General features: G+C 64.2%; 12 protein-coding genes and 2 tRNA genes. 10 read left to right on the top strand and 4 right to left on the bottom strand.

Annotated features, from left to right (window positions below; genetic code table 11):
- The 4 genes from gabT to AACR77_RS09815 form a co-directional block, all read left to right on the top strand.
- Positions 1 to 1,255 (top strand): 4-aminobutyrate--2-oxoglutarate transaminase (gabT, locus tag AACR77_RS09830; protein ID WP_081999427.1); only part of this gene is annotated, 1,255 nt, incomplete at its 5' end.
- Positions 1,256 to 1,488: 233 nt separating this feature from the next.
- Entirely contained in the window at positions 1,489 to 1,626 is a 138-nt protein-coding gene (locus tag AACR77_RS09825; protein WP_010673549.1) for a hypothetical protein, read from the top strand.
- On the top strand, positions 1,626 to 2,969 hold the full coding sequence (locus AACR77_RS09820) for an APC family permease (RefSeq protein WP_039039329.1): 1,344 nt from the start codon (positions 1,626 to 1,628) through the stop codon (positions 2,967 to 2,969). The genes AACR77_RS09825 and AACR77_RS09820 overlap by 1 nt, the downstream gene beginning before the upstream one ends.
- Positions 2,970 to 3,439: 470 nt before the next feature.
- On the top strand, positions 3,440 to 4,783 hold the full coding sequence (locus AACR77_RS09815) for an APC family permease (RefSeq protein WP_039039328.1): 1,344 nt from the start codon (positions 3,440 to 3,442) through the stop codon (positions 4,781 to 4,783).
- Between the two features lie 75 nt (positions 4,784 to 4,858).
- Here the strand turns inward: AACR77_RS09815 and AACR77_RS09810 are convergent, their stop codons facing one another.
- Positions 4,859 to 5,251, bottom strand: coding sequence for a hypothetical protein (locus tag AACR77_RS09810; protein WP_042881133.1), 393 nt, complete (start codon positions 5,249 to 5,251; stop codon positions 4,859 to 4,861).
- A 251-nt stretch (positions 5,252 to 5,502) separates the two neighbouring features.
- On the opposite strand from AACR77_RS09810, the gene AACR77_RS09805 reads away from it, so the two are divergent.
- From AACR77_RS09805 to AACR77_RS09790, 4 genes are all read left to right on the top strand, one after another.
- Positions 5,503 to 6,657, top strand: coding sequence for a Na/Pi symporter (locus AACR77_RS09805; protein ID WP_042881131.1), 1,155 nt, complete (start codon positions 5,503 to 5,505; stop codon positions 6,655 to 6,657).
- A 141-nt stretch (positions 6,658 to 6,798) separates the two neighbouring features.
- Positions 6,799 to 7,269, top strand: a complete 471-nt coding sequence (locus tag AACR77_RS09800) for an FKBP-type peptidyl-prolyl cis-trans isomerase (RefSeq protein WP_010673545.1) — start codon at positions 6,799 to 6,801, stop codon at positions 7,267 to 7,269.
- Between the two features lie 298 nt (positions 7,270 to 7,567).
- Positions 7,568 to 8,335: a DODA-type extradiol aromatic ring-opening family dioxygenase gene (locus AACR77_RS09795; RefSeq protein ID WP_041213317.1), complete on the top strand. Its 768-nt coding sequence runs from the start codon at positions 7,568 to 7,570 to the stop codon at positions 8,333 to 8,335.
- 143 nt (positions 8,336 to 8,478) lie between these two features.
- Positions 8,479 to 11,700: an ATP-binding protein gene (locus AACR77_RS09790; RefSeq protein ID WP_042881130.1), complete on the top strand. Its 3,222-nt coding sequence runs from the start codon at positions 8,479 to 8,481 to the stop codon at positions 11,698 to 11,700.
- A gap of 255 nt (positions 11,701 to 11,955) precedes the next feature.
- On the opposite strand, the gene AACR77_RS09785 is transcribed toward AACR77_RS09790, so the two are convergent.
- Positions 11,956 to 12,156, bottom strand: a complete 201-nt coding sequence (locus tag AACR77_RS09785) for a YbfA family protein (protein ID WP_010673543.1) — start codon at positions 12,154 to 12,156, stop codon at positions 11,956 to 11,958.
- Between the two features lie 214 nt (positions 12,157 to 12,370).
- On the opposite strand from AACR77_RS09785, the gene AACR77_RS09780 reads away from it, so the two are divergent.
- Positions 12,371 to 12,658, top strand: a complete 288-nt coding sequence (locus AACR77_RS09780) for a hypothetical protein (protein ID WP_042881128.1) — start codon at positions 12,371 to 12,373, stop codon at positions 12,656 to 12,658.
- Between the two features lie 63 nt (positions 12,659 to 12,721).
- On the opposite strand, the gene AACR77_RS09775 is transcribed toward AACR77_RS09780, so the two are convergent.
- Together AACR77_RS09775 and AACR77_RS09770 are read right to left on the bottom strand one after the other, a co-directional pair.
- A tRNA-Cys gene (locus tag AACR77_RS09775) sits at positions 12,722 to 12,795 on the bottom strand.
- A gap of 55 nt (positions 12,796 to 12,850) precedes the next feature.
- Positions 12,851 to 12,926 (bottom strand) — tRNA-Gly (locus AACR77_RS09770).
- Between the two features lie 249 nt (positions 12,927 to 13,175).
- On the opposite strand from AACR77_RS09770, the gene AACR77_RS09765 reads away from it, so the two are divergent.
- Positions 13,176 to 15,984 (top strand): ATP-binding protein (locus tag AACR77_RS09765; RefSeq protein WP_042881154.1); only part of this gene is annotated, 2,809 nt, incomplete at its 3' end.

Raw genomic sequence — 15,984 nt, 5'->3', positions numbered from 1 at the left:
CCGCCGCGAAGCGGCCGTGGTCCAGGGGGTCGGCACCCTGCTGCCGGTCTTCATCGACCGGGCGCACAACGCCGAGCTGTGGGACGTGGAGGGCAACCGCTACATCGACTTTGCCTCCGGCATCGCCGTGCTCAACACCGGCCACAACCACCCCAAGGTGGTGGCGGCGGTGCGCGAGCAGCTCGAGAAGTTCAGCCACACCTGCTTCCAGGTCACCCCCTACTCCGGCTATATCGAGCTGGCGGAGAAGTTGAATGCTCTGGTGCCCGGCCCCACCCCCAAGCGCACCCTCTTCCTCTCCACCGGCGCCGAGGCGGTGGAGAACGCCATCAAGATCGCCCGCGCCCACACCGGTCGCAGCGGCACCATCGCCTTCAAGGGGGGCTTCCACGGCCGCACCATGATGGGCATGGCCCTCACCGGCAAGGTGGTGCCCTACAAGACCGGCTTCGGCCCCTTCCCGGGGGAGGTCTATCACCTCCCCTTCCCCGCCGACTACCTGGGAGTGAGTGAAGACGATGCCCTGGCCGCGCTGGATCTCTGCTTCAGCGCCGACATCGAACCCACCCGGGTGGCCGCCATCATCATCGAGCCGGTGCAGGGGGAAGGGGGCTTCTACCCCGCCTCCGCCAGCTTCATGCAGCGCCTGCGCCAGGTGTGCGACCAGCACGGCATCCTGCTCATCTGCGACGAGATCCAGACCGGTTTCTGTCGCACCGGCAAGACCTTCGCCACCGAATACAGCGGTGTCGAACCCGACATCATGACGCTGGCCAAGAGCCTGGCCGGCGGCTTCCCGCTCTCTGCCGTTGTGGGCAAGAGCGAGGTGATGAACGCCGCCAAGCCCGGTGGCCTGGGGGGCACCTATGCGGGCTCCCCCATCGCCTGCGCCGCCGCCCTGGCGGTGCTGGAGGTGATCGAGGAGGAGCGCCTGAACCAGAAGGCCCTGGCCCAGGGGGAGCAGATCAAGGCGCGCCTGCACCAGCTGGCGACACGGTTTGACTGCATCGGCAACATCCGCGGCCCCGGCGCCATGGTGGCCATGGAGCTGGTGAAGGAGGGAGATGCCGCCAGACCGGACCCGGATCTCACCAAGCGGCTGGTGGCCGAGGCGGGCAAGCGGGGGCTGGTGCTGCTGGCCTGCGGCGTGCGTGGCAACGTGATCCGTTTCCTCGCCCCCCTGACCGCCCCGGCGGCCATCGTCGACGAGGGGCTCGACCTGCTGGAGCAGGCCCTGTCCGCCTCCCTGGCCTGATCCGGAAGAGCGCGTTCGCCCACGTGCAAAAAAATGCGTTTTTGCTCCCTTGATATGCTTGTCAAGGGGGCATCACGAATGCACAATGCGCCGCCGTATTCAAGGACCGTCCGCTCATCGGAGCCCGGTTCTTTTTTTGCGCCAAACAAATCCATAACGAGGCCGGAACAGACCGGAAATGATAACGAGGTGGCACGCCATCTCACGACACCCGCTTCTTAGTGAGGAACTCCATGGGGCATATCATCGCTTTCCTGCCGGCCCGCGCCGGTCTGCGCCATCCGTCCGCATCCCGGACTGGCGCCCCCACCGTGCAGGATGACCTCACCGTCAGCCTGATCCCGTCAGCCTGCCTGCGGGGGATCGCCTGATGCACCCGCACCCCGCCGGTTTGAAAAAAAGCCTGAAACTCTGGCACGTGGTCATCATGGGGCTGGCCTATCTCACCCCCATGGCGGTGTTCGACACCTTCGGCATCGTCACCGAGATCACCGAAGGCCATGTGCCGACCGCCTACCTGCTCGCCCTCATCGGCATGCTGTTCACCGCCATGAGCTACGGCCACCTGGTGCGCAAGTTCCCCTCGGCAGGCTCCGCCTACACCTATGCCCAGAAGGTGTTCCACCCCTATGTGGGTTTCATGGTGGGCTGGGTCTCCCTGCTCGACTACATGTTCATGCCCATGATCAACATGCTGCTGGCCAAGATCTACATGGAGGCCCTCTTCCCCGGCGTGGCCCCCTGGACCTACATCCTGGCCCTGGCCGCCGTCATGACCTTCCTGAACCTGCGGGGCATCAAGCTGGTGGCGAACTTCAACAGCCTGATCGTCATCATGCAGTTCAGCATCATCGCCGTCTTCATCGGCCTCATCGCCTGGGGCGTGAGCCACGGCGAGGGCCTCGGCACGGTGGCGAGCAGCCGCCCCTTCTTCTCCGAGCAGATGCACATCAATCCCCTGCTGACCGGCGCCTCCATCCTCTGCCTGTCGTTCCTCGGGTTTGACGCCATCACCACCCTGTCGGAGGAGACCCCGAACGCGGATCGGGTGATCCCCCGGGCCATCGTGCTCACCGCCCTCATCGGCGGCGTGCTCTTCATCTCCGTCTCCTACTTCCTGCAGCTCTTCTTCCCGGACATCTCCCGCTTCCAGCAGCCGGATGCGGTGCTGCCGGAGATCGCCCTCTATGTGGGCGGCAAGCTGTTCCAGGCGGTGGTGCTGGTCTGCACCACGGTGGCGGTGCTCGCCTCGGGGCTCGCCTCCCACGCCGGGGTGTCGCGCCTGCTCTACGTGATGGGCCGGGATCGCGCCCTGCCGAGCCGCGTCTTCGGCTACATCCACCCCACCTGGCAGACCCCGGCTCTCAACGTGCTGCTGGTGGGCATGCTGGCCCTCTCGGCGGTGGTCTTCGATCTGGAGATGGCGCTGGCGCTCATCAACTTCGGCGCCCTGGTGGCCTTCACCTTCGTCAACCTGGCGGTGATTGCCCACTTCTATCTCAGGCTGGGTCACAACAAGACCCTGAAGGATCACCTGCTGTTCCTCGCCCTGCCCCTGTGCGGCGCCGCCTGCATCGGGGTGCTCTGGCTCAACCTGGAGCCCGCCTCCTTCGAGCTGGGGCTGATCTGGGCCGCCCTCGGTGCCATCTACCTGCTGCTGCGCCTCACCGTGTTCCGGGTCCGCCTCGGCCGTCCCGAGCAGGACGCCTCCTGAGCGAAACCGGCGCCCCCAGGGCGCCGGTTTCACATGGCGGCAAAGCAGGGCGCCAGCTGATGACAAGGTTGTCATCGACTTTCCCGCAGCGGTGGCGAAGTGATCGCTCACGGGGGGAACAAATTCCCCGCTGGCGGCCTTTTTCGCTTGTCTCCTCCCCCCCCTGAGGGCACAATACGGCGCCCCTTGAGAGCCGATGTTTCAACAACATCGGTTCTTTGCTTTTCTGGGGCACACCACCATTCACCAAGAGGCCGGCCATGTGCCGGAATTGATACCCAGATTGCCAAGCAATCTCCCGACGTTGTGAGGAAAAACATGGGGCATTTCACTGCTTTCCTGCCGGTCCCCGCCGGCGTGCGCCACGCATCTGTGCCACAGATGGGCGCCCCCTGTGTCCAGCGACGCGTTTCCGCGTCCCTGATCCCGTCCCATCTCGCCCACGGGGCCTGTGCAGAGGAGAAAGCGTGATGGCCGGTGCCAAGCTGCTCAAGACCCTCACCCTGTTCCAGGTCGTGGTGATGGGTCTGGCTTACCTCACGCCCATGGCGGTATTCGATACCTTCGCCATCGTCGGTGACATCACGGATGGTCGCGTGGCCACCGCCTACCTGCTGGCGCTCGGCGGCATCCTGCTGACCGCGTTCAGCTACGGCCACCTGGTGCGCCGCTTCCCGTCCGCAGGCTCCGCCTACACCTATGCCCAGAAGGTGTTCCACCCCTATGTGGGCTTCATGGTGGGCTGGTCTTCCCTGCTGGACTACATGTTCATGCCGATGATCAACATCCTGCTGGCCAAGATCTACCTGACCGCCATGTTCCCCACCGTGGAGCCCTGGATCTTCATCTTCGGTCTGGTGACCGTGATGACCTTCCTGAACCTGCGCGGCATCAAGCTGGTGGCGAACCTCAACGGCTTCATCGTCTTCATCCAGATCGCCATCATCGTCACCTTCCTCGGCCTCATCGCCTGGGGCCTGAGTCACGGTGAAGGGGCCGGCACCCTGATGAGCAGCCGTCCGTTCCATGTGGAGTCTGCCAGCATGCTGCCGCTGTTCACCGGCGCCACCATCCTCTGCTTCTCGTTCCTGGGCTTCGACGGCCTGAGCTCCCTCTCCGAAGAGACCCCGAATGCCGGCAAGGTGATCCCCCGCGCCATCGTGCTGACGGCCCTCATCGGCGGCATCATCTTCGTCACCGTCTCCTACAGCCTGCAGCTGTTCTTCCCGGATCTGGCCCGCTTCAAGGAGCCGGACGCCGTGCTGCCGGAGATCGCCCTCTACGTGGGTGGCACCCTGTTCCAGAGCGTGGTGCTGGTGTGCACCACCGCGGCCGTGCTCGCCTCCGGCATGGCGGCCCACGCCGGCGTGTCGCGCATCCTCTACGTGATGGGGCGCGATCGCATGATCCCGGAGCGGGTGTTCGGCTATATCCACCCCACCTGGCGCACCCCGGCCATCAACGTGCTGCTGGTGGGTGCCCTGGCCCTCTCCGCGGTCTCCTTCGATCTGGACATGGCCCTGGCCCTGGTGAACTTCGGCGCCCTGGTGGCCTTCACCTTCGTCAACCTCTCGGTGATCGGCCAGTTCTGGGTGCGCGAGAAGCGCAACAAGAGCCTCAAGGAGCACCTGCTGTTCCTGGTGCTGCCGCTGCTGGGGGCCGCCACCATCGGCGCCCTCTGGATCAACCTGGAGCAGAGCTCCCTGGAGCTTGGCCTCATCTGGGCGGGGATCGGGGTCACCTACCTCTTCCTGCGCCTCGCCGTGTTCCGCATCCCCTTCCGTCAGTACGAGGAAGCGGCCGACGGCCAGTAAGGCGGCACACACGCCCAAACAGAAGGGGAGCCCATGGCTCCCCTTCTTGCATTCAGACGTCCGGTGCGCGGACCCTCACCCCTGATTGAGCACGGCCGTGGCGGCCGCCTTGACCGGATCCCTGGTCACGGCGTTGACATCCTTGCGGGTCTGGTTGAGCTTGTCCTGCGCCTGCTTCACACCGGCACTCTGCTTGTTCAGGGCCGCATTGGTGTGCTGCCTGGTCTCTTTCAGTCCCGCCGTCTTCTTGTCCAGCACGTCCGTGGTGTGTTTCTTCACCTCGGCATTGGCCTTCTCCTTCTGCTTGCGCACCAGCTTGTCGGCATCGCAGTTGCCCTTGACCCCCAGGGTGGCGTTCATCGCCTCGTTCCTGACCGCCTTGTCGAGGTTGCACTCGGACTTGAACACGCTGGCCTGCGCACCGGCAGACAACAGACCCAGGGAGAGGCACAAAACCCATGCACGCATCATCACTTCCTCAGTTTCAAGACAGGAAAGTCCGGCAGCATATAACCCTGGGATCCCAGTGCAAGGGCGGGGGCCGGTGATGAGCCGGATGGCGTCATATCGGCGTTTGCTCCGACACCTTTTGTCTGCGACGCCCCCTGCCACCCTGTCACCAAAGCATCATAAAAGTGTCACGTTGTCATATTTCTGTCATGGAGCCTTGTTGTAATGCGCCCGTCCATTTTCAACGCAGAACGACCCCAAGAGGCCATATGCACAGCACCGCATCTTCCGCACCCCAGCAGATCCGTCGTCCCGGCCCCCTGTTCAACTGGCTCGCGGTGATCACGCTGATCTACCTGATCCTGGTCGCCGTTGGCGCCGTCTCCCACGGCTTCAAGGGCTTCTCCGGCGGCGCCGAGGGCGCGGCCCAGATCTTCGCCTTTGCCAACAACCCCTTCGTCGCGCTGCTGCTCGGCATCCTGGCCACCGCCCTGGTGCAATCCTCCAGCACCGTCACCTCGGTGATCGTCGGCCTGGTGGCAGGGGGCCTGCCCATGGCCATGGCCATCCCCATGGTGATGGGGGCCAACCTCGGCACCACCATCACCAACACCATCGTCTCCCTGGGGCACATCCGGGACAGAGGCGAGTTTCGCCGCGCCTTCGCCGCAGCCACCGTGCACGACTTCTTCAACCTGCTGGCGGTCTTCATCTTCCTGCCCCTGGAGCTGATGTTCGGTCTGCTGCAAAAGAGTGCGGAAGGGATTGCCAGCCTGCTGCTGGGCTCCGCCGACATGTCGATGAAGGGGATGGATTTCATGAAGCCCCTCATCTCCCCGTCCCTGGATCTCATCGACGGCGCCGTCGCCTTCCTGCCGGGCAAGGGGGGCGCCATCGCCACCATTCTCATCGGCATTCTGCTCATCCTGTTCTGCGTCACCGCCCTTGGCAAGGTGCTGCAACAGGTCATGGTGGGCCGTGCCAAGGAGCTGCTGCACAAGGCCCTGGGCCGTGGCCCGCTCACCGGCATCGCCTCCGGCACCCTGGTCACCGTGATGGTGCAGTCCTCCTCCACCACCACCAGCCTGATGATCCCCCTGGCGGGAGGCGGCGTGTTCAGCACCCGCCAGCTCTATCCCTTCACCCTGGGGGCCAACATCGGCACCACCATCACCGCCCTGCTGGCCGCCACCGCCATCAGCGGTGCCGGTGCCCAGCTCGCCCTGACCATCGCCCTGGTCCACGTGCTGTTCAACCTCTTCGCCGTGGTGCTCATCTACGGGGTGCCCTTCCTGCGGGAGCTGCCCATCAAGGCCGCCGAAGCCCTGGCCCGGGTCGGCAGCGAGAACAAGCTGCTGGCGCTGGGTTACGTGGCCGGGCTCTTCTTCGCCCTGCCCGCCCTGATGATGGTGGCCGTCAAGTAACCCCGCGGCGGGGGCACTCAGCTGCCCCCGCCCCCTTGCCCGCCAGGTCACATCCCGGGGCGCCTCCCCTCGCCCTCTCCCCCTGGCTGGGATAAGATGCCCCCTCACTCGCACTCTGATTTCAAGGAACAGGAAAACCCGATGAAATTCATTCTGATAGCCCTTCTTATCGCCGGCGCCGCCTACTACTTCTACTCCAGCAGCAACAACCGGAAGCTGGCGGAAGAGAACGTGCGCAAGGGGGCCGAGTTCCTCGCCAGCAACCAGGAAAAACCCCTGGTGACCACCACCGCCTCCGGCCTGCAGTACGAAGTGCTGACCCCGGGCACCGGTACCGTTCACCCCACCGCCACCAGCAAGGTGAAGGTGCACTACGAGGGCAAGCTGCTGGACGGCACCGTGTTCGACAGCTCCGTCGCCCGTGGCGAACCCATCGAGTTCGGCCTCAACCAGGTGATCAAGGGTTGGACCGAAGGGGTGCAACTGATGGTGGAAGGGGAGAAGACCCGCTTCTACATCCCCGCCAACCTGGCCTATGGCGATCGCGCCGCCGGCAAGATCCCGCCGGGCTCAGTCCTCATCTTCGACGTGGAGCTGCTGGGCATTCAATAAACCCGCACTGGGCCCGCGTTGATCTTGGCGGTGGCGCTGCGGGGCATCCCGTCAGGGGCCACGTCCGACGGACCCTGATCACAACGCCGGCGCACTGCGCCGGCGTTGTCGTTTCTGCCCCGGTCTCCCTCGCCCTGATGCCAGACTATCAACTAAAAGTGAAGAGTGCTTATCCTTAAAGCCTGATTGTTAACCCATTAATAGGGGCAGATAATGACCACATCGTCAGCGGCATGTCGCCCTGGCCTCGGGTTGTCGGTGCGCCGCGCGCATCGGCACAACGCATATGGAGTCTGTCATGTCTATCGCCCCTGTCTGGTTCATCTCCCACGGCGCCCCGGATCTGGTCCTGCGCGATCAGCCCGCGACCCGGTTCCTGAAGCAACTGCGCCTCGAGGGTGCCAGAGGGCTGGTGGTGATCTCGGCCCACTGGTTCAGCCGAAGCGAGCTGCAGATCAACGTCGAGCCCAGCCCGGCCCTGATGTACGACTTCTACGGCTTCCCCGAGCCCCTCTACCAGATCCGCTGGCCCGCGACGAGCCCGCAATGGTTGCAGGAAGCGGTGAGCGATCAGCTGCTGCTGGCCGGCCTGCCCGCCACCCCGGTGCGCCGCGAGCTGGATCACGGGGTCTGGTCCCCCCTCTCCCTGATGGATCCGGACAGTGAACTCCCCCTGGTGCAGATCGCCATCCCGGCCAGCTTCACCCCGGCCCAGCTGTGGCAACTGGGGGAGGCATTGCAGGGGCTGCGCGAGCAAGGGATCGGCATCCTCGCCTCCGGCGCCATCACCCACAACCTGCGTGCCCTCGGGCCGGACGGCTCGCCGGTTCCCCAGTGGGCCAGTCAGTTTGCTCGCTGGCTGGAGCAGACCATGGCAGAGGGAGACAGGGGGGCGCTGGAAGATTACCGGGCCCGGGCGCCGGGCGCGGTGGAATCCCATCCCCACGACGATCACCTGCGCCCCCTGTTTGTGGCGCTCGGCGCGGCGGGGGCCGACAGACCCCGAAAGCTGCACGACAGCTGGGATTACGGCAGCCTCTACATGGGGGCCTACCAGTTCGGTTGAGGGCGGGGCGGCCAGGCCGCCCTGCTTGACGTGCTCTCGCCGACGCGCGTGGAGAAATAGCGGACTCGTTATAGCCATTTTCCGGTAGAATGGCCGCCATTGGATGAGGCTTGGCAGGGATGGCTGTCGCGTCGGGTGGCTAGATGAACCTATATCGAACACTGATCCTGCTCTGTCTGCTCTGCCTTCAACCTGTGCAGGCCCTGACGCTGCACAGCCGCTACGATCCCGCCCCGCTGCCTCCCCGCTGGTCGGAGGCGGAGCTCGGATGGCTGCGCCAGCAGTCCCAACTGCGGGTCGGCATCCTGCAAGAGGACTACCGCCCCTTCACCATGATCGCTCGCCAGCGCGTCGAGGGGCTCAGTGCCGACTACATCGACCTGCTGGCCCGGATGCTGGACAAACCCGTTGCCCTGAGCGCCTTCCCCGACAAGGCGCACCTGCTCCGTGCCCTGGCACGGGGGGAGATACACCTCGCCAGCCTCGGCAATCTCACCCTGGCGGACAGTGACATCCGGGCGATCCGCCTGAGCAACCCCTATTTCAGCAGCCCCCTCGTCTTCTCCGTGCCCAGACGTTATCGGGGGGCACTGCTCACACCGGGACAGCGGGTGGCCGCCGTCCGGGATCAGATAGACAGGGCGCGCTTTGGCCGCTACTACCCCACCCTCACCCTGGTGACCTATCCCTCCAACATGGAGGCGTTCGATGCAGTCTTCTTCGGCCGCGACGACATCCTGCTGGGGGATGCCCACGCCACCCACTACCTCAACAGCGAGCGCTTCGACAACCTTCGCCAGCGGGGCGAGGCCCCGCCCGATCTGGCGCCTGCCGAGTTCCGCTTTGCCGTCCCGGCCACCGAGCCCGCCCTGCTCAGCCTGGTCAACCGGGCGCTGGCGGCCATCGACGACCGGGCGCGCAATACCCTCTTCACCCAGTGGAACGGGCCCATCCGCGACATGAGCGAGCGAAGCGCCGATCTCTATGATGCCGCCGAGCGGGCCTGGATGCGGCAAGCGCCCCCCATCAGGGTGTGGCTGATGGACAACCTCTACCCCTATGGCGCCCTGGATCATGACGGCCAGCTGGTCGGCATGACGGTGGACATGCTGGACAAGATCCGCACACGCACCGGCCTCACCTTCGAGTTCGTGCGGGCAGACTCCGAGCGCCAGTTGGCAAAAGCCATGCAGTCAGGCGCCATCGACCTCATCGGCGCCATCTCCCAGCAGGTGGCCGAACACTACGGGCTGCACACCTCGGTGCCCTACGCCACCGACAACATCTATGTGATCCTCACCCGCCAGGAGGAACAAGGGATCGACACCCTACGGAGTCTGGCGGGCAAGACGGTGGCGATGACGCACCATGTGCCCCTCGCACAGAGACTGGAGGGCAGCCGCATCACCCAGGTGGAGAGTGCCGCAGAAGCGATGGAGGTGCTCGCCCAGGGACGGGTGGATGCCGCCATCGTGCCCCTCTATTTTGCCCGCCATGCACTGGACAATGATCCCCTGAGCCCGCTGCGCATCGCCGGCCCCGCCGATGACGAGCCAATCCGGATGGGGTTTGCCAGCCTGCCCGGACAGGGGATGCTGATGGGGATCCTCGACAAGACCATCCTCGCCATCCCCCCCAACGAGCTCGCCATGATGAGTTACGAGTGGCGCAACCGCAAACTGCCGGTTCCCGGCTTCATGGATCGCCACGCCCACATCTTCTACCTGGTGTTCGTGGGGCTCCTCACCCTGGCGCTGGTGCTGCTCTATCGCAACCGCATGTTCAAGCGGATGGCCAGCGCCGAGCAGGCTTCCCGCCAGCAACTGGAGGCCCATGTCAGGTTCATCCGGGCACTGGGGGAGAGCCTGCCCCACCCCATCGTCGTGCGGGACAAGAGCGGCAAGGTATTGCTGTGCAACAGCAAATACCTGACCCAGCTCGGCGCCGAGCCAAAGGCCATCCTGGGTCAGCCCTTCGCCCAGGGGCTGTCAGGGGTGCTCGATGCAGACAGCATCGCCGTGCTGGAGCAAGACTTTGCCAGGGTATTGCAGGAGGGGCAGCCCATCTTTGCGGATCGCCTCTTCCATCACAGGGGAACCCAGAGCGACATCTATCACTGGATGGTGCCCTATTTCGACGGGGAGGGGGCCATCAGCGGGGTGATCGACGGCTGGATAGACATCACGGACCGCAAGCGGCTGGAAGAGGCGCTGCGCGAGGCCAAACAGCAGGCCGACAGCGCCAGCCGAGCCAAGAGCGACTTCCTCGCCACCATGAGCCACGAGATCCGCACCCCCATGAACGCCATCCTCGGCATGCTGGAGCTGGCCACCGAGGATCCCGCTCTCAGCCGTCACAGCGGCGAGCTGCTGCGCATCGCCGCCGACTCCGCCAACGGCCTGCTGGATCTGCTGGGGGACAGCCTGGATATCGCCTCCATAGAGGCGGGCCAGATGACCCTGACTCCCACCCCCTGCGATCTCGCGCCCCTGCTCTCGTCCGTCACCCGGGTCTTTGCAGGCATGGCCGAGCAGAAGGGGCTGATCTATGAGGTCAGGCTGCCCGACACCCCCATGCCAAGGGTGCTGATCGATCCCCTTCGCCTGCGCCAGATCCTCTTCAATCTCATCGGCAACGCCATCAAGTTCACCGAGCAGGGCCGGGTCGCCATTACCGCCACCCTGACCGGGGGCGAGCAGCCTCCTGTGCTGCACCTCACCATCACCGACACCGGAGCCGGCATTCCCGCGGACAAGCTGCCCCGGCTCTTCACCCCCTTCTATCGCGCCCACGGCCAGGGCCAGTTCCCCGGCAGCGGGCTGGGCCTCAACATCGCCCGCATCCTGTGCCAGATGATGGGGGGGGAGATAGCCGTTCACAGCCAGGTCGGCGAAGGCACCCGCCTCGAGATAAGGCTGCCCCTCACGCTCGCTCAGCAACCCCCCGCCCCGATCACGGCAATGCCGGCGCCCCAGCCCCACCAGGCTCAACCCCTCCCCCATCGGCTGCATATCCTGGTGGTCGATGACAATCACGCCAACCAGATCCTGCTGCGCCAGCAGCTCAAGCACCTGGGACACGACGTCAGTGTACGCAGCAATGGCCTGGAGGCCCTGCGCGCCCTCGCCAGCCACCCCTTCGATCTGGTCATCACCGACTGCCAGATGCCGGTGATGGACGGCTTCGAGCTGACCCGCAGCCTGCGTGCCCTTGGCCATGGCCTGCCCGTCTGGGGCTTCACCGCCCATGCCCAGCCTCGCGAGCGGGAGCTTTGCCTCGCCGCCGGCATGAACGACTGCCTGTTCAAGCCCATCGGCCTAGCCCGTCTGCGCGCGGCGCTGGCCACCCTGGGGCCAGCGCCCTGAGTACCGCCAGCCCTTCCTCCCGTCATGTCGCACGGGCGCGGCTGAGAATGCGGCTGAGAGTGCGACTGAGAGTGCGGCATAAAGGGTCGCCCACAGAGACAAGAGACAACGTGGACCAGCCATGGATACAAGGCCGGTGGCAGTTCGAGCCCCATAAAAAAACCGACACCAGGGTGTCGGTTTTTTTATATCGGGAGGTGCGCCCTGCCTGTCACGCCAGTCTGGCACCGGGTGAAGCGGGCGTCACGGGGAGGATCAGTAGAAGATCCGCTCCCCTCGCTCGCTCATCTTGAGCCAGACCGGTTTGGTGCTGGTCTTGCTCCAGATGCGGTGCAGGTAGCTGTAGAAACGGGCGCGATCCCGGCGAAACAGCATCACCGGGAAGGCGAGCAGACCCGCCATCAGGACGAAGATGCGGCGAAGGATTATCTGAGTCAGGGAGAAGGGATGAAACATGATGTAACGCCTCACTGGTAAGACCACTGAACAAAGATTACGCCAATCATTGTAGGATTACTACACCGACAGCGCCATTTTTTGATAAAAAATGGGGCTAAAAGCCTAAAAATGAAACCGGATTACATTCTTTAACTAAAAAACAACAAAGGTGGCAAAACGCGGCCCCTGTTCCAGAGTTAACGAGGACTGGACCAGAACGGGGGAACACAGGATGAAACTTGCAGATGCGGCGCTGCTGGGGGCATTGGGCGTGCTCGCCTGGAGCCAGTGGCAGGAGTGGCGGCTCAATCGTGACGTCGCCATCGACATCCCCTATCACGGGGTCCCCACCGCCAGCCTGTGGCAATGCGGTTTGCTGATAAAGGAGATGGCCGCACTGGCAGAACAGGGGGGCGAAGAGAGGTCCGGATCCAGGGGCGAGGCATTGGCCGAGATGGATCAGCATCTGCACAAGACGTGGCAACGGGAGGGTTGTTCACGGCTGACTGACATGCAATGAAGCATCATCCTGGGCCGCCATGTCGGATGGACAACGTCAGTGATGTGGATAACAGGGAGAAGATGGAGGCACGTTCCGGAGTCGAACCGGACTAAACGGATTTGCAATCCGCTGCATAACCGCTTTGCTAACGCGCCATGCTGACAAGGCATTGCCTTGAGAGTGATGTCCATGGTTGGTGCCATGGAGTATTGGAGCGGGAAACGAGACTCGAACTCGCGACCCCGACCTTGGCAAGGTCGTGCTCTACCAACTGAGCTATTCCCGCATTACTGCTTGCGTGCCAGTTGCCTGACAACGAGGCGCATTATACGTACCCCGAGCCCGGGCACAACCCTTTTTTCTCACTTTGAGCCCTTTCCCGTGCTGTTTGCTCACCCTTTAGACGCCTTGGTCGAAAATCCCCCCGCTCCCTGTGACCCGACGAGCGAATTTAAGATAAAGCCATTGAAATAGTTAGTCTTTAGTCAGAAACTCATCGCGCTTAGTAACTGGATTCTCAATTGAAAATCATGCGATGAAATGGAACTTCAGGCCTCGGGGGCTCAGACCGCAGCTGATGCTGGCTTTTTTCATGTTGGGCCTGGTGCCCTTCCTGGTCGTCACCCTGTTTTTCCTCTATAGCCACGGCAAGGATCTCACCACCCAGACCTCCAACCATCTGGTCTCGGTGCGCAACATCAAGAAAAACCAGCTGCAAGACTACTTCGGCAACCTCAAGGAGCAGATCATCAACTTCTCCCAGCAGGACTTTGCCGGCAACAGTATCGGTCGCTTCTACGGTTTCACCGGTGCCTTCGAGAAGCTCGGCACCACGCCGCAGGAGGCCCGCGCCCGCGCCCAGGCCCGCTATGTGCCGGGCTCCTGGGACAAGCTGCAACAACCTGACAGTCAGGTGGAAATAGAGCCCTCCATCAGTGCCCTCATCCTGGCGGACGAGATGTATGGCCGCGTCCACCAGCGCTTCCATCGCGGGTACGCCGATATGGTGCGCAAGTCCAACTACAGCGACATCTTCCTGGTCGACCTCAACGGTGACGTGGTCTACTCGGTCACCAAGCAGGCCAACTTCGCCACCAACCTGCTCTCGGGACCTTACCAGTCCAGCGGTCTTGGCAACACCTTCGCCAAGATCAAGCGCCGCCTCGATGGCGGCCAGAAGCCCCAGCAGATCTTCGAGTTCACCGATTTTGGCCGCAACGAGCTGACCGGCCAGGTGGTCGCCTACCTCGCCGCTCCCGTGATGCAGTACGACTATGTGCGCGGCGTGGTCATCTTCGAGCTGCTGCCGGACAAGCTCAACCAGATCATGGCGGAGCGGGAGGGGCTCGGCGCAACCGGCGAGACCATTCTCATCGGCCCGGACAAGCGGATGCGCGCCAACGCCTGGCTCGCCCCCGAATTCAGCGTGGAGAACAGCTTCAGCCCCGACTTCCGACCGCTGCAGACCCCCCTCATCATCAAGGCCCTCTCCGGGGAGCAGGGGGTCGGCCCCTTCCTCTCCTACCACGATGACGAGGTGCTGGCCGCCTATACCCAGGTGAAGGTGTTCGATACCGAGTGGGCCTTCATCGCCGAGATCTCCACCAGCGAGGCCTATGCCCCCATCCGCCAGCTCGAGACCCTGGTGATCCTGCTGGGAGCTGGCTCACTGCTGCTGCTGATCCTCTTCTCCCGCTGGCTCTCCCACTCCATCACGGCGCCCCTGCGATCCCTCACCGCCGCCGCCGAACAGGTGGCGGACGGCGCCCTGGATCACCCCATCACCATCCCCCGCACCGACGATGACATCGACCGGCTGGCACAGGCATTTCGCCACATGCAGCGCTCGGTGAAGGACAAGATCGAGCTCATCGAACGCCAGACCCAGGAGCTGCAACAGCAGGTCAAGCTGACCCACAAGCAGAACCTCAGCCTGCAACAGGCGGACAAGCTCAAAGACGAGCTCCTGGCCAACACCTCCCACGAGCTGCGCACCCCCATCCACGGCATCAAGGGGATGGCCGAGTCCATGCTCGCCAGCCAGCAGGACCTGACCGAAGGGCAGCAGAAACAGCTCGGCCTCATCATCAAGAGCGCCGACGGTCTGGCGCGCCTCGTGGACGACTTGCTCGACTACCACCAGATGCGCTACGGCCAGTTGGAGATCCACCCCCAGCCGGTCTCCTCCAAGGGGGTCATCCGGCTGGTGCTGGATCTCTGCCAGCACCTCGTGCAGGCCAAGCCCCTCACCCTGGTGGACAAGAGCCCCGCCGAACTGCCCCCTGTGCTGGCGGACGAGCAGCGCCTCGAACAGGTGCTCTACAACCTGGTGGGCAACGCCATCAAGTACACCCCCCAGGGCAAGGTGGTGCTGAGTGCCCTGGTGGAGGGCAACTTCCTGCGCATCAAGGTGACCGACACCGGCATCGGCATCGCCAGGGACCATCTGGAGCACATCTTCGAGCCCCTGGTGCAGATGAGCCCGGAAGTGAGCAAGCAGGGAGCAGGCCTCGGTCTCTCCATCACCCGCCAGCTGGTGCACCTGATGGGGGGGGAGCTGTTCGTGGAAAGCGAGCCGAGCGTCGGCTCCACCTTCGCCTTCACCCTGCCGCTGGCCAGCGGCAAGGCGGGCAGTCTGACCCTCGACAGCCGCCAGATAGAGCACCAGCTGGTGCGCCAGCAACCCGTCATCCTGCCGGACTGGGAGAGCGAGGATCTGCCGCCCCCGCCGCAAGATGCCCCCGTCATCCTGGTGGTGGATGACGAGCCCATCAATTTGCACATACTGCGCCACCTGCTGCAGCCCTGCGGTTATCGCATCCTGCCCAGCAGCGACGGTCACGACGCCCTGACCAAGCTGGCTCAGGAGCCGGTGGATCTCATCCTGCTTGACGTGATGATGCCCACCCTCTCGGGCTTCGACGTCTGCCGCCGTCTGCGCCAGCAGCACCCCAAGGAGAAGCTGCCGGTGCTGCTGCTCACCGCCCTCAACCAGCCCAAGGAGATTGAAGAGGGTTTCAACGCCGGGGCCAACGACTATCTGGTGAAACCCTTCTGCAAGGAGGAGCTGTTCGCCCGGGTGAGAGCCCTGCTGGAGGCCAGCGCCGGGCGCGCCTCCCTGGTGGAGAACCGCCTGCTCAAACAGGAGATAGAGCACCGTCTGCTGCTCCAGGAGCAACTGCACCAGGATCAGGAACGGCTCCTCGCCCTGCTTGGCGAGGGGGCCGACCCCATGGTCTTCCTCGATGAGCAAGGAGGGGTGCTGTTTGCCTCCCGGGCCCTGGCGCGCCTGCTGGGCCAGGAGCCGGAAGCCATGGAGGGGCAGATGCTGGACGAGTGGCTGG

The organism is Aeromonas sp. ZOR0002 (assembly GCF_963866995.1).
Taxonomy (GTDB): Bacteria; Pseudomonadota; Gammaproteobacteria; order Enterobacterales; family Aeromonadaceae; genus Aeromonas; species Aeromonas caviae.
This window is presented reverse-complemented; position numbering and strand designations above follow the sequence as displayed.

Bases quoted from the DNA above. Each gene is read 5' to 3' on its own strand.
- AACR77_RS09825 (WP_010673549.1), top strand. From the start codon at position 1,489: ATGGGGCATATCATCGCTTTCCTGCCGGCCCGCGCCGGTCTGCGCCAT.
- AACR77_RS09820 (WP_039039329.1), top strand. From the start codon at position 1,626: ATGCACCCGCACCCCGCCGGTTTGAAAAAAAGCCTGAAACTCTGGCAC.
- AACR77_RS09815 (WP_039039328.1), top strand. From the start codon at position 3,440: ATGGCCGGTGCCAAGCTGCTCAAGACCCTCACCCTGTTCCAGGTCGTG.
- AACR77_RS09810 (WP_042881133.1), bottom strand. From the start codon at position 5,251: ATGCGTGCATGGGTTTTGTGCCTCTCCCTGGGTCTGTTGTCTGCCGGT.
- AACR77_RS09805 (WP_042881131.1), top strand. From the start codon at position 5,503: ATGCACAGCACCGCATCTTCCGCACCCCAGCAGATCCGTCGTCCCGGC.
- AACR77_RS09800 (WP_010673545.1), top strand. From the start codon at position 6,799: ATGAAATTCATTCTGATAGCCCTTCTTATCGCCGGCGCCGCCTACTAC.
- AACR77_RS09795 (WP_041213317.1), top strand. From the start codon at position 7,568: ATGTCTATCGCCCCTGTCTGGTTCATCTCCCACGGCGCCCCGGATCTG.
- AACR77_RS09790 (WP_042881130.1), top strand. From the start codon at position 8,479: ATGAACCTATATCGAACACTGATCCTGCTCTGTCTGCTCTGCCTTCAA.
- AACR77_RS09785 (WP_010673543.1), bottom strand. From the start codon at position 12,156: ATGTTTCATCCCTTCTCCCTGACTCAGATAATCCTTCGCCGCATCTTC.
- AACR77_RS09780 (WP_042881128.1), top strand. From the start codon at position 12,371: ATGAAACTTGCAGATGCGGCGCTGCTGGGGGCATTGGGCGTGCTCGCC.